General features: G+C 46.2%; 18 protein-coding genes. 10 read left to right on the top strand and 8 right to left on the bottom strand.

Annotated features, from left to right (window positions below):
- The first annotated feature begins 58 nt into the window (after positions 1-58).
- The 5 genes from V512_RS05985 (at position 59) to V512_RS05965 (ending at position 5,186) form a co-directional block, all read left to right on the top strand.
- The gene (locus V512_RS05985) at positions 59-397 is read left to right on the top strand and encodes a hypothetical protein (RefSeq protein WP_243392277.1); all 339 of its coding nucleotides are present in this window, start codon (positions 59-61) and stop codon (positions 395-397) included.
- A complete protein-coding gene (locus tag V512_RS05980) occupies positions 375-2,081 on the top strand; it encodes a hypothetical protein (protein WP_099829542.1) in 1,707 nt (568 codons plus the stop codon). The genes V512_RS05985 and V512_RS05980 overlap by 23 nt, the downstream gene beginning before the upstream one ends.
- Before the next feature lie 359 nt (positions 2,082-2,440).
- Positions 2,441-2,974: a hypothetical protein gene (locus tag V512_RS05975; protein WP_243392276.1), complete on the top strand. Its 534-nt coding sequence runs from the start codon at positions 2,441-2,443 to the stop codon at positions 2,972-2,974.
- 748 nt (positions 2,975-3,722) lie between these two features.
- Positions 3,723-4,259: a flavodoxin gene (locus V512_RS05970; protein WP_099829540.1), complete on the top strand. Its 537-nt coding sequence runs from the start codon at positions 3,723-3,725 to the stop codon at positions 4,257-4,259.
- A gap of 222 nt (positions 4,260-4,481) precedes the next feature.
- The gene (locus V512_RS05965) at positions 4,482-5,186 is read left to right on the top strand and encodes a nitroreductase family protein (protein WP_099829539.1); all 705 of its coding nucleotides are present in this window, start codon (positions 4,482-4,484) and stop codon (positions 5,184-5,186) included.
- Positions 5,187-5,387: 201 nt separating this feature from the next.
- On the opposite strand, the gene V512_RS05960 is transcribed toward V512_RS05965, so the two are convergent.
- The 3 genes from V512_RS05960 to V512_RS05950 form a co-directional block, all read right to left on the bottom strand.
- Positions 5,388-6,329, bottom strand: a complete 942-nt coding sequence (locus V512_RS05960) for an inorganic phosphate transporter (protein ID WP_099829538.1) — start codon at positions 6,327-6,329, stop codon at positions 5,388-5,390.
- Positions 6,330-6,425: 96 nt separating this feature from the next.
- Entirely contained in the window at positions 6,426-8,771 is a 2,346-nt protein-coding gene (locus V512_RS05955; RefSeq protein WP_099829537.1) for an Orn/Lys/Arg decarboxylase N-terminal domain-containing protein, read from the bottom strand.
- 1 nt (position 8,772) lies between these two features.
- Positions 8,773-9,630, bottom strand: coding sequence for an ARMT1-like domain-containing protein (locus V512_RS05950; RefSeq protein WP_099829536.1), 858 nt, complete (start codon positions 9,628-9,630; stop codon positions 8,773-8,775).
- Between the two features lie 371 nt (positions 9,631-10,001).
- Here V512_RS05950 and V512_RS05945 point away from each other — a divergent pair, with 371 nt between their 5' ends.
- The 4 genes from V512_RS05945 to V512_RS05930 all read left to right on the top strand — a co-directional run bounded on the left by V512_RS05945 (position 10,002) and on the right by V512_RS05930 (position 14,458).
- Positions 10,002-10,241: a chemotaxis protein gene (locus V512_RS05945; RefSeq protein WP_099829535.1), complete on the top strand. Its 240-nt coding sequence runs from the start codon at positions 10,002-10,004 to the stop codon at positions 10,239-10,241.
- Between the two features lie 395 nt (positions 10,242-10,636).
- Complete coding sequence (locus tag V512_RS05940) at positions 10,637-12,325, top strand: alpha/beta hydrolase-fold protein (protein ID WP_099829534.1); 1,689 nt, start codon at positions 10,637-10,639, stop codon at positions 12,323-12,325.
- A gap of 80 nt (positions 12,326-12,405) precedes the next feature.
- The gene (locus tag V512_RS05935; protein WP_165775351.1) at positions 12,406-13,071 is read left to right on the top strand and encodes a response regulator transcription factor; all 666 of its coding nucleotides are present in this window, start codon (positions 12,406-12,408) and stop codon (positions 13,069-13,071) included.
- Positions 13,072-13,075: 4 nt separating this feature from the next.
- Positions 13,076-14,458, top strand: a complete 1,383-nt coding sequence (locus tag V512_RS05930; protein ID WP_099829532.1) for an ATP-binding protein — start codon at positions 13,076-13,078, stop codon at positions 14,456-14,458.
- 241 nt (positions 14,459-14,699) lie between these two features.
- Here V512_RS05930 and V512_RS14680 read toward each other — a convergent pair whose 3' ends face one another.
- Positions 14,700-15,143: a hypothetical protein gene (locus V512_RS14680; protein ID WP_180977883.1), complete on the bottom strand. Its 444-nt coding sequence runs from the start codon at positions 15,141-15,143 to the stop codon at positions 14,700-14,702.
- A 1-nt stretch (position 15,144) separates the two neighbouring features.
- Complete coding sequence (locus tag V512_RS05920; protein ID WP_099829531.1) at positions 15,145-15,903, bottom strand: SagB/ThcOx family dehydrogenase; 759 nt, start codon at positions 15,901-15,903, stop codon at positions 15,145-15,147.
- 1,861 nt (positions 15,904-17,764) lie between these two features.
- Here V512_RS05920 and V512_RS05915 point away from each other — a divergent pair.
- The gene (locus V512_RS05915) at positions 17,765-18,247 is read left to right on the top strand and encodes a hypothetical protein (RefSeq protein WP_099829530.1); all 483 of its coding nucleotides are present in this window, start codon (positions 17,765-17,767) and stop codon (positions 18,245-18,247) included.
- On the opposite strand, the gene V512_RS05910 is transcribed toward V512_RS05915, so the two are convergent.
- From V512_RS05910 to xseA, 3 genes are read right to left on the bottom strand one after another with little or no spacing between them, the layout of a single operon-like run.
- Complete coding sequence (locus V512_RS05910; protein WP_099829529.1) at positions 18,221-18,805, bottom strand: GNAT family protein; 585 nt, start codon at positions 18,803-18,805, stop codon at positions 18,221-18,223. The genes V512_RS05915 and V512_RS05910 overlap by 27 nt on opposite strands.
- A complete protein-coding gene (locus V512_RS05905) occupies positions 18,786-19,115 on the bottom strand; it encodes a hypothetical protein (RefSeq protein ID WP_099829528.1) in 330 nt (109 codons plus the stop codon). Before V512_RS05905 ends, V512_RS05910 begins: the two co-directional genes overlap by 20 nt.
- 1 nt (position 19,116) lies before the next feature.
- Positions 19,117-20,658: an exodeoxyribonuclease VII large subunit gene (gene xseA / locus V512_RS05900; RefSeq protein ID WP_099829527.1), complete on the bottom strand. Its 1,542-nt coding sequence runs from the start codon at positions 20,656-20,658 to the stop codon at positions 19,117-19,119.
- Positions 20,659-20,684: the final 26 nt, after the last annotated feature.

The raw sequence follows: 20,684 nt of genomic DNA, 5'->3' as shown, positions 1-20,684 counted from the left end.
AATCGAAGTTACTATTGCTATTGCGCTGCTTGCCCTTTTTGTCGGGGGTGGTGTTTTTTTGATCGTTAAGTACAATTCAATGTCATCAAAAATCACTGATGTGTCTGTGCTTGAATCAGCTTCAAGTTTCGTTCGCTATTACTTTAGGCAGAACTCGCTCCTAAGAGCATCTAGGAACTCACTTTCAGCTCAGCTTACCTATATAATCAGTTCCCTTAACGGAGAGGATGGTTTATTGAGGAAGGCAGGTTTTGGTCACCTTGAAGTCTCGGATGAAAGCGACTTCAGTGAGTTGGTCTCTGGATTATCTGTGTATCTGTACTCGTTTGAGATAATTATTAGGGATATTCGCAATGGTAAGGAGGAGAGGGTTTATGTCATCATCCCAGTTGGTTAGAAAGAAAGGGTTCGCACTAGCTGCGACTCTAATGCTTATTGCCTTTGGGACAATTGTTCTTCTTGCAACTGGTCTCCAACTTTCTAGAACTTCCGGAGTCCTGAACTCTCAAAGGTCAATTAGCAAAACGCAGAGTATTGCCAACAACGCTGTCGAAGTGGCTTCTTTCTATTTCTTATATGACCCCACAGCGAGCAGCATCAGTAAATCCACTTGGTCAGGATTATCCGAATTCAAGTCGATGCTTGACTCAAGATCTGGCATAGATAGTCTTTACTGGTCTGAGTTTGTTGGAGATCTGACTGCAAGTACGCCGTGCTATGATCTTATGAGTTATGTTAATAGTCATGCTTCCGATGAGGGGTTGGGAAGCGGCGATTACTCGCTTGGGGCATATGTTTACCCACTTGGGGATAGATTTGCGACTATTGCCTATGCTGAGAAGCAAGGGGTTAGGAGATATTCATTGGGGCTAATGGAAACGATAGGGATCGCTGAAGGTGGGTTGCCTGCATTAAGAACAGTCTCGCTTGAGCGTGCTCTTCAGGTAATGAGAAATCCAAACGGAAACAAGATAGTTGGAGACTTAATATATGGTAATGCTCTGATCGCAGGGTTACTTTCACTTGACATCACGCAGTCAGCAACTCCTGGGGAGATCGTTGCCGGAGGAGTGAGTGCTGGTCAACTAAGCATATCCCCTCTAGTAGGTACTGACTTAGAGACGTACTTAGCAGGATTCCCTGGATGGTATACTGCCGTAAATGAAGATCCATACACGCTCTATGAAAACTGGTATAGCGAATATCTTGATAGTTTCCCCACAGAGCAACCCTTCACGTATGTTCTTGACAGTGATGATTATTCAAACGTGGTTGCAGAGGTTTCTCATGTCGGTGAGGAAACTGTAGTGATTATCAAATCTAATCAGTCTAGCCCGCAGTTCTATGGTACATTCTCTTCGTCTGGATTAAGAATTGAGCTGGGAGATAAAGAATTCACTGTTCCTTCGGCCGTTGTTCAGGAGAATACGATCCATATATGGATTGAAGACGGGGATTTCACAATTCTACATGAAAAAGAGAATAATCCGCACATGATAAGCGAAGTGAATGGAAAGTATGACATCAGGGTGGGAAACGGCGACATTACTATTGGTACCAATCTTGTATACAGCGATCTTAAGAGCAAAGTGAATAACGGTGGAAACTCTCCTGTTGCAAACCAGACTAAGGCCACTTCTATTACTACAATACAAGATATTCTTAAGACACCTAATAACGACTACCTGAGATTGGCTGCGGATGGAGGAGATTTGATTCTTAAGTACGACAGAGAATCGACGACAGGAGACAGAGTATTAACAGGAGACTTCTATGCCTTTGCAAATGAATCTAATTCAGTGGGAGGAAATGTTGATTTCCTTGACTTAGATACCATAAGCAATGTTGTAAGCGGTGGACAGTATTCCCAGATGTTTCTATTGGGTTCACTTACTTCGCGCAGTTTTGATGAAAACGGTAGCACTCTCTTCAATCAGGAAAATAACAAAAACAAGCCCCCGGATATTGTTGACCTTCTTAGATCTCTTGTGCTAGTTGCTACTGGAGGGTCAGGCGGTACAGGTGATCCGTCACAAGGTTCTGGAAATAGACTAGCACTTCTTGGTATTCAGAGTTGGTAATATAAAGTTATTGATTGTTTTTTCGGTCTGGGGAAGAAGAGATTCTCTTCTTAGCTTCTAGTACTATATGCCACAGTTAACCCCCAGAGGGCCCTCGCGGATTGCGGGGGCTTTTATATTGAAACTCACAGCGATTACCTGTTAGATGTCTTCGTGCCACTTCGATTATTTGATCAGTTCTGAGAATTAAATATGAAGCCTCGAGATAAGGCCTTCAGAGAAAATTCCGGCGATCTCTCCAGATGTTCTTGAGCTATTTCTTGCCAAAGCGTCATCATCATCATAGCGGTCGATGGCTTTTGAATCGAGCATTGATAGCTGTATAATAGTTAATCAAAGAGGGGGAGTGTATGTTTCGAATGGACAATAGAATTGTTGAACTCGCTTCTCACGAGCTGGATTTGCATCCCGAAGCAAGGCTCGACGATCTTTACAAGCTGTTTTATCAAGGCACGTTCGGTCCGAAGCACTTGATGGAAGACCAGGCCGTCGCGCTTAGATACCTTGCGGAGGAAATCGACTGCGAAGAGTTCGATCAGGTCCTCTGGCAAGACGTCAGCTATATGGAAAACTTCTTCAGGCTGAATCTTGTTCTTGTAAAGAATAGACAGGTTCTGATCGACGATCTCTTTCGAGCTTTGGTAGCAAGTTCAAGGGTAGGTGCCTCAATGACGCGCGAGGACTGGAAGCTTGAGTGGCTGAGGATAGAAGCGGTTCTCAGGGACTCTCTGCCCGAAAGTATCTTTACTCCGGAATCGACGATTTCAGTCAAGGAGGCCCTTGAAAGCGGCCGGTTGTTACATCACAGTTCTTACTACAAAAGAAGTTATCACCCTCACTACAGAGTGATAAGCCGGGAGTGGTTCGAGAGGCTTATCGGAACTACTTACTGATCGACGTCCCTGCTTCATATTCTCTCTAGCATCTTCGATTCAGCTTTTTCCTGAGATGCTGATTCAGTATCCTGTTATCGGTTGCTTGTGATGTGCTTGTTGTCTGTGCTATAGAAAGAAGCGATTCAGTCTAGAGATTAATACAGTGTGAATGTTAATTGTTTTGATTCAATGCAGACAGTGGGCACAAATTCCGAAACAGTGGACGATCGGAGAAAGCAGATTGGGGAATTGACAAAACGCTCTGTAGGAGCCGTATTAATCCGCAAACCGATTTTCCGTGAACGGGAAAACCGAAAGCGGATTATCCGTAGCCGGAAAACCCGCCTCTACTAAATAATGATATTACTAAAGGATACTTCGTATCGAAGGAGCTCGATCGATTATTTCTAAGCACAGGCAAAAACTCTATCATAACGAGTCATTATTCAGGCGAAGTTTAGCGCAAGATCGGCAGTTATCCTGCTTCTATACTGACAACTTTGAGATGCGAAGAACAGCGAGCTGCTGTCAGCCGTTGGCTGCTTTTGACGTTGCGCTTCGCTATAGCATTAGAAAAGGTCTGTATGAGCCCCTCGGTAAAAGTCTGTATTGAAGAAAAACACAAATCTTGAAAACTCAATGCCAGTAGATTGCATAATGCTTTCTCGATTCATTTGTTCAGGAGGAGAGTAGAAGATTCCCTTATCGAGATAGCTTCATTTCGCCGCTAAGTCAAGCTATAATAGCTTTGAAGGGAGGTAATAGAATGAAGTCTATCGTTGTCTATTTCTCATATGATGAAAGCACAAAGGTTCTTGCAGAAGCTATGGCCTCTTCAATCGATGCTGACCTTCTTCGGCTGGTGCCTACGGGGGAGTTCTCTCGAACCTATTATCACCACGTTGAGAATCCCGAGCAAATAGAGACCACTCCCGGATACGATCCTGACAAGGAACACATTTGGGGAAGCGAGTCGGTAACTATGAATAACAAGCCTGAACTTGAGCCATATGGCTTTGATCCTGACAATTACGATCTTATAATCATAGGCAGTCCCGTGTGGGCACTCACTTATGCGCCGCCGATAAGTACATTTCTCGCAGAAAACAAGCTGGAGGGAAAGAAGATAGCTCTATTCTGTACACATGATGGAATGATCGGCGCAGCATTTGAGAATCTCAAGAAGGCATTGAAGGGTAACGAAGTGATTCAGGAGATTGACTTCGAGGCACCTTCTTCAAGGCTTGAAGAGTACGTTGAAACCGCAAAAGAGTGGGCTAGAGAGCTTGGGGAAGGACTGTAGCGGAACCACGTTATAGGATGCAAATGCCGGGTTCTGTTCCCGGCGTTTTTCTTTTCCAAAAGAGCTTGCTATTTTCGGTAAATGTGAAGGATCAGGCATCTCTTGATGCAGGTATTTGCGCTCTGGTCTCTTCGTTACAGTTGTGCACATTGAAACCAGTAATATGATTAATCTTGAGTTTAATTGTCAAATTATATAGAATATATGTAAAGAGGTGATTGAATGCTAGACAAACAGGAGATCATGAAGGCGATCGGCCTAAGAGTGACTCAGAGAAAGTTCCAGGAAAAGCAACTGTCTCCTGAGCAAAGGAAACAAGTGGATTCTGCTATTGGAGACATTATTCCTCTTAACTCGGATGCTCCTTTGCAATGGTATTTCACTCCGCAGTTTCCGTCTGGTTCAGGAATCGTTCTCGCTAAGCTGAAGGAGTTCACTACTCCCAATCTGATTCGGTTCGGTTTCGAAGGCGAGCAGATAGTTCTTAATCTCACCCTGAAGGGTTTCTCCACTAGCTGGGCCCGACTGCCAAACTACCTGTCCATGATAATCGTGGGCTTTCCCGCTAATAGCGAAGGAGACATTGTTGAGAGAGCCTCTAGATTTCTCTTCAGGGAGGCAAATAGAAAGCCGTTTGCGGAGATTGTTTCTGGCAAGACAGAGTACATAGATGAAAGTATGAAGGATATTTTGAATGCGGGAAGGATGTCGCCTTCTTCATTCAACAGGCAGCCCTGGAGATTTGAGATTCTCGACAGGAACAGCATAGCAATTCACGGATGGAAGAAGATTCCACTGATCTACGAGGATGTCATTTCGATCGATCTGGGAGTTGTAATATCTCACATGTACCTTATGGCAAAGTCAATGAATGACGATGCAAAAGTCGAGCCAATAAGCCTCAGGAGCTACCTGCTGACATTCTGAAATTCGTTTTTCTGAGATGTTTCAAGGGGAAGGCTTCAGGTTCTGATGATCATAGCTAGTGACCCATATTCAACACTTGGGAGAGTACGTGATGAGCTGAAGGCGGTTTGACGGGTTTTCCGTATGGTTTTGCTTATACACATTATGGGCCTACTTCTTCTCCTGTAAGCAGCTGTGCTGTCACGTCAATGGAGACGGCGCTCAGCTTCCCAAAAGCGCCAGGATCGAATTGATAGCAATGTAAAGGGCAACTGAGATCAATCCCGAAATTACGGGAGTAGATACCCATCCAAAGACAATTCTCTTTAGGAGCCTTGCATCAAAGTTTCTCGATCCTCTCGCAAGCCCGACTCCAATAACCGCTCCGACTATTGCCTGCGAAACCGAAACGGGAACCCCAATGAACGCGTAAATTAGGACGGTCAATGATTGTGCCAGTAAGGCAATAACCGAAGCGAACGATTCGAGGGCGACTATCTTTGTCCCGATCGTGTACATAACTCGCTTGCTGAACATTATAGCTCCGGCCGATATGCTCAGCCCTCCAATCAATACAGCCTTCTCAACACCGATGATATCTGCAAAGGTTCCTGTGATATTTGCAACGTTATTTGCTCCAAGAGCGAATGAACCGAAGCCACCAACAATTACCGCAAGTGATTTAAGGAGTATGTCCTGAACAAGAATTGAACGTACTCTTTTGAAGGCGACACCAATAAGTCTATACAGGAAAAGAGCAACGATCGCCGCTACAAGTGGAGTCGTTATCCAGCAAGAGACTATTTTCAACACAACCAGCCAATCAACGCTTCCACTCAGAAGTCCAATGCCAACTACCGAGCCTACAACGGCTTGCGAAGAGGAGACAGGCAACCCCAGCCTGTTAAGCAAGAGAACGGAGATTCCCGCTGCCGCTGCGTTGACTGAAGCAGAGAGCAATGTGTGAGAGCTGAGGCTGGAGAGAGTTTGCATTCCACCGGCCCCACCCAGAATAGCTCCAACAAGCACAGCAAAACTTGAGATCAGCGCAGCTGATCTGTATTTAAGAATTCCACTTGTTACGGTTGTACCGTATATATTGGCTGCGTCATTCCTTCCGAGAGTCCATCCAAAGAAGACAGCAGGCAGAAATGCTAGGAACACGCCGATCCCTTCATAATCAGTGATAAAAAGGATTATAGCACCAAAGAGATGTATTTACTTATGGGGTGTATGCGTTACAGGAGCGAATGTCATCGCCTATTCGCCTTCTGGCTGTTCGATCTCCTTCAAGCAGTATGTGTAGTATCTCTTCTTGTTGTTGCTGTCTATCTTCATCTTCAGACCGTGCATCTCGTTCTCAAAGCCGGGAAACTTGTTGTCGAACTCCTCCGAGAGATTCAGATATTCGATGATTCTCTTCGTGTCGTCTGTATATCTCTCGCCAGGCATTATCACGGGTATTCCCGGAGGGTAAGGAACGACCATTACAGCTGAGATTCTATCCTGCAGCTCACGGATTCTGACCAGTTCAGTATTGCCGTTAACCAACTCTGAATAGGCTTTGGACGGAAGCATAACCTGCTGGGGATTCCGAGAGTAAACATCCTTCAAGACCTTGGTTATCTTGACCTTTCGGAGGTATTCATGCATCTGTCTGCAAAGCTCCTGAAGGGTCATCTTTCCATATTTCTTTGGGAACTCTCTGACGATATCGGGAAATACATCATCCAGAGGAGCGTCCTCATCGAAGAGCTTCTTGAAAGTGAAGAGCTCTGCGAGCAGAGTTCCAGACTTTCCCTTTGTCAACCCGAGGGAGAAGAGTATCAGGAATGAGTAATGACCCGATTTCTCAACTACTATTCCCCTGTCTCTAAGGAAAGTTGTGACTATCGTTGCTGGGATTCCCCAATCCCTCATCCGACCTTGTCTCGTTATTCCCGGGGTCATAACGGTCACTTTTATCGGATCGAGAAGAACGTAGTCGTTCTCAAGCTTTCCGAATCCATGCCAGTCTTCGTTTGCTTTGAGATACCAGCAGTCAGGTCTGTCCTTGAGAATCGATTCATCGATGTCTTCGAGATCGAAGGTCTTTCTTTGCCCGTCTTCTGTCCCAATCGAGACCTTTTCCGGCTGCCAGATCTCGAGCCACCAGCGTCTCTTTCGCTCTGATTCTTTGGACTCGATTTCTTCCTTCAGATGCTTCATCTTCTTTCTGAAAATGATTGCCTCCTGAATCGTCTCGTCAATGAGGAATTTGCCTGCGTTTCCGGCCATCATCTTTGCCGCTACATCCAGGGAAGCGATGATCGCATATTGAGGCGAAGTAGACATGTGCATCATGTATGCCTCGTTGAATCTTCCATGATCTACCCTTTTTCTACCGTCCTTTACATGTATCATAGAGCCTTGAGAGAAGGCAGCCAGTAGCTTATGAGTGGAGTGCGTAGAGAAGACCACCGGAGATTTCTCTCTGTCAATGTCTGGTGACATTCCGAAGCGGCTCATATACATTCTATGAAATTTCGCATAGGCGTACCATGCCTCATCGAAGAGAACGAAATCCACAATCTTTTCAAGCTTGTCGAGGATGGTTTTCGCGTTGTAACAGAGGCCGTCATATGTCGAATTAGTGATTACAGCAAGTTTTATTCTGTAGTTCTCTTTGTCTTCCACGAGAGGGCTTTCATTTATTGCCTTTTCGATTTCACTCCATTCAAAATCCTCTTCATGGATCGGCCCGATAATTCCTAAAGAGTTTCTGCTAGGCGTGAGGTAGATTGGTATCGCACCTGTCATTATTATTGAGTGCATAATCGACTTGTGGCAGTTCCGATCTATAAGGACAATGTCCCCCGGGGTCACACAATAATGGAAGACGATCTTGTTGGATGTTGAGGTACCGTTCGTCACAAAATATGTCTCGTCGGAACCGAAAATCTTGGCAGCAGACTTTTCCGATTCTCCGATGGCTTCTGTATGCTCGAGGAGAGAGCCAAGTTCCGGCACCGAAACGGATAAGTCGCTCCTGAAAATGTTCTCCCCGAAGAAGTTATGGAAGATCTTCCCGGTAGATGACTTGAGGAAAGCCTCTCCTCCGCTGTGACCGGGGGTGTGCCACGAGTACTTGAATTCATCCACGTATCGTATGAGCTCTTTCAGAAAGGGGGGCTGCAGTTCGTCCATGTAGCGCTCTGTTGCTTCCTCAATTCTTCCCGCGATGAAAGAGGGACTGTCTTCGAGCTTCCAAACGTAGCCGTCGATCTGACTGATTATTTCGAGAGGAATCTCCATAACTTTTAGTTTCTCAGTCATGAGGAATATGGGAATAAGCATATTCCTTCCGCGGATTATCTCGATTATCTCTCCCGGGCCTAGAAACTCAGCATCTGGTTTGATCACAAGATCCCAGTCGAGCAAAACACAGCTGACATTTGAATGAGACATGAACTCAATTCTACAGTCGTAGCCTGAGTAAGACTCTATGACTGAAAAACCTCGCTTCTGAAGCTCTCTTATGATCTCTCTTGTCGCTCTCCCCCCAGTGTTTTCTGAAAGTAAGTCATCGTCAACTACCAGAACAGGAAAGTCCTTGAACAGCTCCATTCTATCCCCTCGATTCTGCCTTTCTGTAGGCAACAAACGAACCCTTCGGTACTCCGAGAAAGCTGCCGATTACATCGCACTTGGCCATAAGCAAAAAGAAGATCTCGCGTTTTGCCGAGCTTAAACCTTCTAGATTGCCCTGTCCTTTAGAGATTACTACATCGGCCCTGGAATAAACATCGAAAAAACCTCTCTGCATAGTCTTTTCCTGAGCGCCAGGTGCATCTGCTCCAGAATCGATTATCGTTGCTACTTCGTCCATGCCTATTTCAAGGGCCTCTCGCATCGTTATGTCATTAAGAGCCGGTATTGTTCTTACCGAGAAGTAGCTGTTCGGCACTCCGGAGAGTTCTAGCAGAAGTTTATCGAGAACAGCTTCGCCGCAGTTATCGCCGACTATGAGAAGCGAGTTGGTGCTTCGTATCCTTTGCGCTAGCTCTTCTAGATCATCTATTGCGAAAGGTCTCGACAGTGCATCCTTCATTGTCTTATGAATGTCAATCTTATGACCAGGAGCAACATCTATAATATTACCGGCTACCGATAGTTTCAGCGCTCCTAACAAAGGATCGTCAAGCTTGAGGAGTTCCTCCTTAAGATCGTCGTATATTTCCATAAGACTTCTGTTTGAAAGTCTCTTGACGTCACTGAAAGCGTCATGGTGGCCAAAGAGAGGTTTCAATGCCTCTCCGACCTTTCTGCCGATATCTATAGGAGTATCTGACCAATCCATCTCCGCAACCTCTTTGAGAAAGGTTCTAACAACCTGTTTCTTCTCTTCCTCTCCAGCGTTATTAACGTCTAGAATCCGTAGCAAACTGCTCAGATTGCAGGGGATGCACCTAAGATCTATCTTCATTCAATCACCTCACACTGAATTATACAGTGTTTTGTTGAGCGAGACTTCTACCCGATTTGACTTGTAGGTCTAGGCTGGAGGGGAACTTCCCGACGTAGTCGGCCTCGCCTCCTGCAGAAGGCAGCATTGCGTCCGCCGATGTTCTTTCGGCGCCTTGCGTCTAATTTCAGCAGCGACTGAGTTTTCACTCGCCTTCTCGTGAGCGAAGCGAACGTCTCGCCAATGCTCTTTCTCGATTGCTCTTTCGGAGAACGGATAACCCTCAACTCATAACCAGTTGCTTTGCTCTTTCCTACCCCCTACCTGCAGCCCCCAACCACGCTTGTTACACAGCATGATATAATTGTTCTGTATTACAGGAGGTGTTAGCAGTGTATTACAGATCAAAAGAAAATGGGATTTTTAATTTCAATCTCTACTCAAATTACAGGGCAGTAGGGAGTCGATACATCGCTACACGTCCATCGGAGCAAGAAGATGTTGTTGAGGAACTGAACAGCGAAGATGATGCGAAGCTTTTCGAAGACTTTATCTGGGCTTCTCTCCAGAGAGTTCGCGACTATATCGACTTCAAGGACTTTGATAGTTTTTGTCATGGAAGAAGGCAGTGAATGTAAGGCTAAAGGCGAGTAAAGCAACGGAAAACAGAAGATGATGTGAATAATCGCGCATAGTGTTCCGACAGTACCTCAGGCAGTGTATAATAACAAGGATCTACCAGACGGTGGTCGGAGAAAAGGAGGTAAGAATGGAACTAAACCCTTGTTCAGTTGTTTGTATAGGTATTCGAAGTCTTAGTTTTTCTAATCACGTTGTTCTTTCCTCAGAAAAAGGTGCTCGCCTTTCTCTCCGCGCTCGTCGTCCTTGCTTCTAACTGAAAAACTTCTAGAAGAGCTAGCATCCTGATAACTATTCTTGTAACTGGATTTATCCTATTTGATTGTTCTAACTTGCAGCAGGCAAGAGGAATTTGACAATTGCTTACATTCTCATGGAGGTGGGAAATATGGTTAAAAAGAGCATACTTACTCTTCTTATAATTCTTTTCATAAGCATTACAGCGTTTTCACTTACTTTCGAAGTATCAATAAGCCAGGACGCACTGGATACAGTAGCGTCTCTAGGTTTAGAGACACCGATCAACGGACGGGTACTCGTAATTGTCAGCAAGGATTCTTCTAGAGAACCTAGCTTGCAGACAGATGTAAGAGGAGTTCCGTTCTGGGGAAAGGATGTCTTCGATATGACATCTGAATCGGTAGTGGAGATCTCAGATGGAGATATGGCTGTGGCAGGTTATCCAATTGAGATATCGGAACTACCGGCCGGAGAATACTTTGTACAGGCTTTTGTAAATGTTTACACGACCTTCGCTAGAGCCGACGGTCATACCATACTCATGCACGATGACACTGGAGACGGGCAGTGGTTCTGGGAATCAGTTGGCAATGCAAAAAGCAAGACCAAGAAGATCTATCTTGATCCGGCAAATCCCGGTACAGTGAAACTGGCTATCACAGAAGTGATAATGCCCGATTATGAACTAGAGCCGGGCATGGTGCTTCAGCAGGGGAATTACTCAGATACTGAATGGGTGAAGTACATAAAGATCAAGAGCGATGTTGTTTCCGAGTTCTGGGGCAAAGATATGTATATTGGAGCCAATGTCCTTCTCCCCGAAGGTTACTACGACAATCCTGATGTGTATTATCCGGTGATCTACTATCAGGGACACTTCCCTGGAGGCAGTGCTCCGGTGGGATTTAGAGTGAACAACGACGTATATAAGTTCTGGAATGAGGAAGGAAATGCAAGATTCATAGCCGTATCGTTCAGAGATGCCACTCCTTACTACGACACGTCTTATTCCGTCGACTCGGCGAACTCTGGCCCATACGGGACTGCAATAACAGAAGAACTCATACCTTATCTCGAAAGCCAGTTCAGAATGATTCCCGAGAAATGGGCAAGAATTCTTGCAGGCGGATCTACCGGAGGATGGGAAGCCCTTGCCATGAAAGTCTTCTACCCTGACTTTTTTGGAAGAACATACGTCTGGTATCCCGATGGAGTCGACTTCAATTATTATCAGTTGATCAACATCTACAACGATGACAATGCTTATTACTCCGACTTTGGCTGGATAAAGACCGAAAGACCGAGTGCAAGAGATACTCATGGTAACATCAGTTTCACCGTGAAGCAGGAGAACTACTTCGAAATGGCTGCTGGACCGAGCAACAGATCTGGCGGGCAGTGGTCAGTTTGGGAAGCTACATACAGTCCTTTGGGAGCCGACGGATTCCCTCAGCCGATTTGGGATCAGGTAAGTGGAGAAATAAACAAGAAAGTTGCCGATTACTGGAAGAAGAATTACGATCTCAACTACATTCTTCAGGAAAACTGGGAAGAGATAGGTCCCAAGATAGCCGGTGATGTGCATGTTGCAGTTGGTGATATGGACAACTACTACCTCAATGAGGCGGTATATCTCTTGAAAGCAGCTATGGAGAAAATGGAGAACCCGGTTTCTGACATGACTTTCGATTTCGGCCCGAACCAGGGTCACGGATGGAAAGGCTGGAGTCCAGCCGACCCCAGCAAGGCACTTGCTCTCCAGGAATGGCTTGCACAGCTTTCAGACTACATGAAGGAAACCGCTCCGGAGGAAGCAGAAAAGAACTGGATCTACTAGATACTCCAACATAAAGAAGAGGGATGCTAGAATTGACCGGAGGGGAAACCCTCCGGCTTCTTTATTCAGGAGGTGTTCTTCTGAGGATTCTAATAGTCGAAGACGAGGCAACGATATCTGCCTTTCTTCAGAAGGGTTTGAAAGAGGAGGGCTTCGCAGTGGATGCAGCGAGAAGTGGAAATGAAGCCCTGGAACTAGCTTCATCAAACCAATATGAAGTAATAGTTCTGGACATTCTTTTGCCTGGCAAAAATGGTTTCGAAGTCTGCAGTGAACTGAGAGCAAGCGGTAATTACACACCTGTTCTCATGTTGACTGCTCTGGATTCTGTAGACGAGCGGGTTAAGGGGCTTAACACGGGAGCGGATGACTATCTCGTAAAACCATTTGCATTCAAGGAACTGCTTGCAAGGATCAATGCGTTGCTTCGCAGGCCGCGTGAAACTTTTGAAAGGGTTTTGAGAGTCGGGGACTTGTCTATAGATACTGTCTCTCATATGGTACGAAGGGATGACGTGGAGATTGAGCTTTCACCCAAAGAGTACAGGCTTCTGGAGTATCTTGCAAGAAATGCTCATCAGGTTCTGAGCAGGACACAGATCGCAGAAAGCGTCTGGGATCAAGATTTTTTCAGTGATTCGAACGTCGTCGATGTCTACATAAGATATTTGAGAAAAAAGATTGACGATCCTTTCTCCACAAAGCTAATCAACACTGTTAGAGGCTTCGGTTACAGGCTAGGTTGATACGATGAAAAGGATAGTTCCTATCAGGATAAAGCTGACTCTCTGGTACGTCCTTTTCCTGGGTGTTATTCTATTTGCGTTTAGCGTTTCGATCTATGCGATTCTCAGCGCACAGCTTCATAGCGAAGCCGATTCGTCATTGAGAATCGTATCTTCGCAGCTCCTTGCAAATATCGAGATCGTCCAGGATCTTCCGATATTCAGGAAGACCGTCGAAATGGAATCTCTCAGTAACAGGTTACTTGCCGAAGGATTCGCTGTCAGGTTGATGGATGGATCGGGAAGCATTGTTGAGGGTTTTGGGCCGTTTGGAATTCTAAAGGCCTCATTAGAGCTTTCTGACAGGGAATTCACTACAGTCTCTACATCTGTGGGCGTCTGGAGGATTTTCACCGTTAAGATTGGTCAGTGGGGATGGATGCAGGTGGGAGAATCTCTTTCGAGTGTCAGAATTGCCCTCTTCCGACTGTCCAGGTTGATGCTGATTCTCGGACCTACGATAATCATTCTTGCAGTGCTTGGCGGGTTTTACATGGCAAAGAAATCGCTTGAGCCCGTGGAGAGAATTACGCTGCTTGCAGAAGAGATCAGTGTTGAAAAACTCAACAAGAGGCTCAACCTGACTTTGCCAAATGACGAGCTAGGACATCTCGCCAGTACTTTTGACGGAATGCTCGAGAGACTTGAAGAATCCGTCAAGAAGCAAAGGCAGTTCACGTCTGATGCGGCGCATGAGTTGAGAACGCCTTTGACAGCGATTAGAAGTATTGTGGACGTTACACTTCACAGAGATAGGGATTCCGATGAATATGTGAATGCGCTTGTTCAGATTCAGAACGAAATTGAAAGACTTAGCAGTATTATAGATGATCTTCTTGTAATCACGCGGCTTGAGAATAGTCTTCAAAAAGGTGATTACAAAGTCTTTCCAGCAGGGGTCTTAATCGAAGATGTTCTTGACACGATAGCAGTCCTCGCCAAAGAAAAGAACATACATATTATGACGGAAATTCCTTCTGACCTTGAGATAGCAGGCGATCGACAAAAGCTTTCTAGAGCAATCTTCAATCTCGTGGATAATGCGATAAAGTACACCCCCGAGGGCGGCCAGATAAGGATATCCGGAGAGAAAGACCAGTCAAGAGAAGAAGTCGAAATTCTCATAGAAGACAATGGAATAGGAATACCGGTAGATGAGATTGACAAGATATTCGACAGGTTCTATAGAGTTGACAAGGCGAGATCTGAGACAAGGGGCACAGGACTTGGGCTGTCTATAGCTCAGGAGATAGTGAAGGCTCACAACGGAACGATAACTGTAAAGAGCTCATCTCAGCAGGGATCTGTATTCAGAGTGACTCTCCCCTTGAAAATTAGAAAACTCTAATCTGAGTCTAATTCTTCTCTAATCTCTCCGATTTATATTTGGTTGCAGCAGCGATAGAAGTTTCACATAGATGTGATCCCCGTACACAGATGTAGATCAAGCAATTGCGGGAAGGGGAGCCTGGAAATGAATCAAGCTACTCCGGCAAGGCGATAGCAAGACAGGCTCCCATTCTGGAAAAATGAAAAAAGCCCTTTTCATCATCCCCAAAATAGAAGCCAGGTGACTGGCTTCTATTATTCTAATCTCTCCGAGGGAGTGACACCGACATCCTGGAATGAATCTTAAGCATTCCCTCGGCTTGAAGGAAGCTTAAGATATCAAATAACTCGTACCTCAACATGTTCAGCTCCCCGGCCAAAGCGTCTATGTTTATATATATATCGGGATCGTTTGAGGTCAACTCCTTGAGCTTCAAGATCACCGCCTGCCTTTGCTTTTCCTTGTCAGGGATCCCGCCTCCTTCAACTTGAAGAATCCCCTTGTGAGTAATCCTGCCCATTCTGAAAGGCTTGATCTCGATCAGTTCTTCATCCACTAGTATATTCAGGCTTTCGTTCACTTCCCCGGGACAACCTCCGACTTCCCTAATCAACTCGTCAACAGAGAAGTATCTCTTTTCTCTCCCGAGAACTTTGTCGTATATCTTCGCCAATATTGATTGTTCATGCTCTGATATGCCCATTTCAATACCTCTTTGGTTTTCCTACCGGAGCCATGTAAATGACAAATTCGTCATAACCATCTAGACCTATCAACTTATCGATCTTCTCCTGATCGTAAGCTGCAATGGCGCATGTTCCAAGGTTTAGGGCCTCACAGGCAAGGTATAGATTCTGGCAGATATGACCTGCGTCCAGAAGGATTGGTTTGTATGATGTCAGGTCGTATCTCCACTCTGTCCTGTAGGGGATGACCGACCATACGAAAGTTGCAGCGCAATGTCCAACGAACTTCTGGCCTAGAGCGGCATCAGCAACTTCACTGGCGAAGTCGCCTTCCTTCTCCAAAACCAAAGAGTGAGACAAGGCGACGTAACGATAAAGGCCTCTCTTCAACCCTTTTACCAGTCTAACGAATATGTATGTCTCAAACGGGTGCCTTGCTCCAGCAGACGGGACAGTTCGCAACGTCGCATAGTTGTTTTTCATCACTGCTTTTACACCCTGAGAAGACCAGAGAAGAAAAGACAAAGCCTCAAGCGACAACTTCTCATCCGAGTAGACTCTTCTGCTTTCTCTAGAAAAAACTATCTCTCTCAAATCCTTCATTATAAGGTGAGTTGAGTTTGGGTCAGGAAGACTAATAAGGTCGTAACCCTCCGAGCTCTTCTCAAGAGAGGGCTGCGGCAGTCCCTTCATCTGATCTGTCTTGTTCATCTCTCTATTGACTTCTTGCCATATCTTGTTGCTCAAGAAAGCTCTTCCTTCCTTTCTTGTCATCATGAGAGCTCGCCTCCTTCGATTCATATAAATAAGTGTAGCACAGCAGCAAAAAAGTGAAGGACAGACTTGCAAATCTAATCAGAGCTTTTCAACAAGAGCCGCTATATGCTGGTCGCTGACGAAGACAACGTTGGCCGTCAACGGTCCGCCGTCCACCGAAGATCCGCTGTGCGCTTAAGAACGAGGACCCGCTGATCGTTGAAAGAGCGGTCCTCCGTCAGCCGTCAACGGTCCACCGTCCACCGAAGATCCCGCTGTGCGCTTAAGAACGAGGACCCGCTGAACGCTGGAAGAGCGGTCCTCCGTCAGCCGTCAACGGTCCGCCGTCCACCGACCGAAGATCCGCTGTACGCTTAAGAACGAGGACCCGCTGATCGTTGAAAGAGCGGTCCTCCGTCAGCCGTCAACGGTCCGCCGTCTACCGAAGACCGACCGATCCCGATGTGCGCTTAAGAACGAGGACCCGCTGAACGCTGTGAAGAGCCGTCCTCCGTCAGCCGTCAACGGTCCGCCGTCCACCGAAGAGCCCGCTGTACGCTTAAGAACGAGGACCCGCTGAACGCTGTGAAGAGCCGTCCTCCGTCAGCCGTCAACGGTCCGCCGTCCACCGAAGAGCCCGCTGTACGCTTAAGAACGAGGACCCGCTGAACGCTGGAAGAGCGGTCCTCCGTCAGCCGTCAACGGTCCGCCGTCCACCGACCGAAGATCCGCTGTACGCTTAAGAGCAGAAAACCCGCTGAACGCTGGAAGAGCGGTCCTCCGTCAGCCGTCAACGGTCCGCCGTCCACCGAAGAGACCGCTGTACGCTTAAGAGCAGAAAACCCGTTCTACGCTGTGAAAAGCCAAAACCCTGGACACGCCTTCAACGCTTTTTTTCATTCTTTGTCAAAGAAGAGAGAACGGCTAACGCAGAATCGTTCCCGCATCTTGGAACTGATTTTTCCTTTCGGAGAACGGAGAACCGTTAACGTATAACTGTTCCTGCAACTTGCATCATGGAACTTGCAACTCTCGGTCTTGGAGAACGGAGAACCGACAACGGACAACCATTTTCTTATTCAACTCGCAATTTGTCACTTGCAACTGTTTCAAAGATCGAGATCCTGGCCAGAAGCGTGCCAGGATGACCTGAAGCAAGAAAAGACTGTCATTCTGCAGTGCTACTAGAAAGAGCGGTTATAAATTGTTCGTTATTGGTTGTTGATAAGAGCAAACAAGAAAAGAAGCATTAAAAGTCGTTTCGCTCTGAAATGCTTCCACGTCATGTCATCCCGTGATAAATTTGCACGGGATCTGGTCTTATGAACGACCCAAGGACCGAGAACCTGGCCAGAAGCATGATAGTGACCTGAAGCAAAAAAAGAGCGTCATCCCGTAGAGCCTGCCCTGATGTGCACCAATGAGCCTGCCTTAAAATGCTCCTGTTTGGGGTCTCCTGTTCATGGCTTCTAGTAAGAGCGGTTCTTGGTCGTTCGCTTTTGGTTGTTGGTAAAAGCAACCAATGGAAGGAAGCGCTACTCTTCGCTAAGCGGGAATCGCGTCCCTAGACGTTTTTCCCAGCATCACTTCCGGCGATGCTCTTCGCCGCATCACTTCTGTTCTTGCTCTTCTCGGAGGACGGGTCCATGATCTTGAGCGAAGGACCAGGGACGGCTTTTATCCTCATCCCTGCTCTAGCAGAAACTCTGAGTGAAGAGCGGTCCTCCGTCAGCCGTCAACGGTCCGCCGTCCACCGAAGATCCGCTGTGCGCTTAAGAACGAGGACCCGCTGAACGCTGTGACTCATAAACTGCACAGGTGTAACATTGAAAGTTTTGAAGTATTATATTTCTTAGGTAATGCTGCAAAGGGAGGTTATGAAATGAAAGAAGAGAATGTAAGGAAAGAGTCAAAGCTAAGTCAGGTTTTTCTTGGAATAGTGGTCATAGCTCTTGGCTTGATGATCATTTTTGTCCCTGCAATGATGTCAAACTTCTGGCTATTGTTCATCTGGCTTCCGGGGATCATAATGGAGTACAACGCGATCAAGAATAGAATCGACGGACTTCTGGTTCCCGGTGGCGTGTTGCTTGTTGTGGGGTTGGCCTTGACTCTGGGAGTTGTCTTCCCTGGATTCTACGACAGCGGCGGGTGGGGACTATTCGTTCTTGCGCCGGCATTTGGGTTATTCCAACTTTACTTGGCAGGCGGAAAGAGCCGCTCTCCTCTGTTGATTCCTGTCGCGATACTTGCAGTTATCGGAGTTATTGCCCTAATACCTTCTTCATTTTCGCAATGGGCAATGATCGTCGTGGGAGCAGTCTTGATCGTGTTTGGTCTACTTGTTCTCTTCAGAAGAAAGTGACTTGACGTCACGACCCATTTGGTAGAAATCGAAGTATTCGTCGCCTATTCGCATATATCTCTTAAGTGTTCCTTCGATTTCAAATCCCAGTTTAGAATAGAGGCATCTAGCTCTGTCATTGTCTGATCGCACCTTTAGGCCGATCCGAGTTATTCCGCTGCTTTGTGCATGCTCAAATGCGAGCTCTATGAGGGTCTTTCCAATGCCCATTCCCCAGTAAGGCTTGCTTACAGACAGTGCAATCTCTGCCCAGTGGTTGATGCGCTGTTTTGAGCCTCCTTGCATTGTGATCAGTCCGATAAGCTTGTCTTCACATTCGGCCACCGCCATAAAGCTGTTGGCCTGTTCGTTAAACGATGCGATTATCTGTCTTTCAGCCTCTTCACTTAAGGTCAACTCGTTTCTTCCGAAACTCAGATAATCAGACTCTCCGGCAATGAAATTGATGTAGGCAAGTATTCTCCTTGCATCTTCTTTATCTGCGGTTCTAAACAAACAAATGCGGTCATTTTTAAGAACTCGCTCTTTCAAGACTCTTCTAGAAGGGGAGCTTTTCATCCTCGTCATCTCCGTCTGTCGGCAGCTGCATTTCTTCAGAGGACTCTGTCTCAATTGAGGCCAAAAAGCTTGAGTACTGTCTGTCCAATTCTTCCTTTTCCCTTTTAAGGGTTATCAGTCTCAGGCGAGCTGCGGTAAGAAGCTGAATTGCTTTCTGATAAGCCTTGAGTGCAACCTCGACATCTATCTGAGAGTTGCTTCTGAAATACTCGTCGATAGATCTTATGTATCCAAGCAGCTTCTTGAAATCCATAGAGTTTATTTGCTCTTCTTTCAGCTTCAAGACTGATTCTAACGTCTTTTCATCCATGTCACACCTCCGATTTGACTTCATCTATGGTAGTCTTTGCCTCTCCATCTTTGAAAACGCAGTCCAGTGAGTCGCCTGCCGAAACCGCCTTCGCGCTGTTGATTATCAAGCGACCTCTTTTCAACACCACTCCACCGAAAAGCAATGATGCGGCGTAGCCCCCATGGAGTGTAAGCTCATCAAATAGTTTATCTAGATCATCTCCTGAATTCGCTATTAGGTCATCGAACAACCTGGTTACTCCCTTGTCAAGTGTTTCAACGAGTATTGCGGAATTCATGAGATGTTTCTCAAGACTGTTTCCGAACCCTCTGTGATCAAGACGACTCTCGGCAAACGCCAGGTTTCTTTGTATCGAGCTGTCGGCACTATTTACCAGAGCGTCCGTTAATGCGAAAATCTCATTCATGCCTCTCTCAATCGAGAGGACGTATCTAGCCGGATTGAACGATCCAAGATCGTTCATCGCAAGGAGGATTCTGTGAGTAATCGTTCCTGAAAGAACTCTGGATCCATCTTCAAAGAACTGGTCCGTGCGATTGATGGTTTCTCCTATCCTATCGGCTATGAACTGGAGTCTATCGGGTCCTGTCTCGTTCTCGGCCCTTTCGAAGAGCCACTCAATCTCATCTCCCATCAGATCGGAGAATTCGCTCAGGGTATCGACGTAATCATTTACCTGTTCGCTTATTCCGCGTGCAACTGCAGTAGGAGTATCAAAACGCTTCCAGGCAACGAAGTCAGGTATAGTAACGTCTCTTTCATGGCCAATAGCACTCAGTACTGGGCAATACTTCTTGTTGAATTCCGAAATTGCCATTCCTAGTTCAAGACTATCGAAATACATTAGATCGCTTGCAGAACCCCCTCCTCTTGTAAGAACTATCACGTCATACTTCACAGGACAAGATTCTATTTTCTTTAGAGCAGAAAGAACACCCGGAACTGTTCTATTGCCTTGCATATATGATTCGTAGAGATGCACTACGGGCTTGTACGGGTAGTTGACGGAGAGATTTGAGAAGAAATCCCCCAGTCCAGCTGCAGTAGAAGAAGAGATCACAGCAACTCTCTTTATGGGAGGCAGTTCGCCTAGATCATGCTCTTCAATTCTTAGAGCTTCCTTTGCCTTCAGGGCAAGGTAGATTTCCCTTCTTCGCGCAGTTATATCGGACTCTCCTATTGGAGCTATCGTATCTATCCATATCGAGAAACTTGCCCGGGGTTTGTAGAAGCTAAGCGTTCCTTCGAAGAGCCACTTCTTTCCCTTTATCTCAGACGAGCTCTTCAACGCCAGCTGTTTTCCCATTCTTGCGAAAGCCGCTTTTCCGGAGATCATGCTGAGGTCTATTCTCCTCTTTGTTCCCCGCTCTTCATAGTCTTGAGAGACACTGATGTAGACGTAGTTGCCTCTAACAGTTAAGTTAGTAACGTCGGCTGGAAACTTCACCGCGAGGTTGTTCAAGCCGGCACTGGTCAAAACCTTTCTTACGTGCTCAAGCATCGTGTCGAGATCCTTGAATTCTAGCGTCGCCTCTGCCATAAGCAGTTCCTCCAATGATCATTCTC

Origin of the sequence: Mesotoga sp. Brook.08.105.5.1, assembly GCF_002752635.1 — a bacterium.
Taxonomy (GTDB): domain Bacteria; phylum Thermotogota; class Thermotogae; order Petrotogales; family Kosmotogaceae; genus Mesotoga.
Note: the sequence above shows the minus strand (reverse complement) of the source record. Positions and strands in the feature narration are given on the sequence as shown.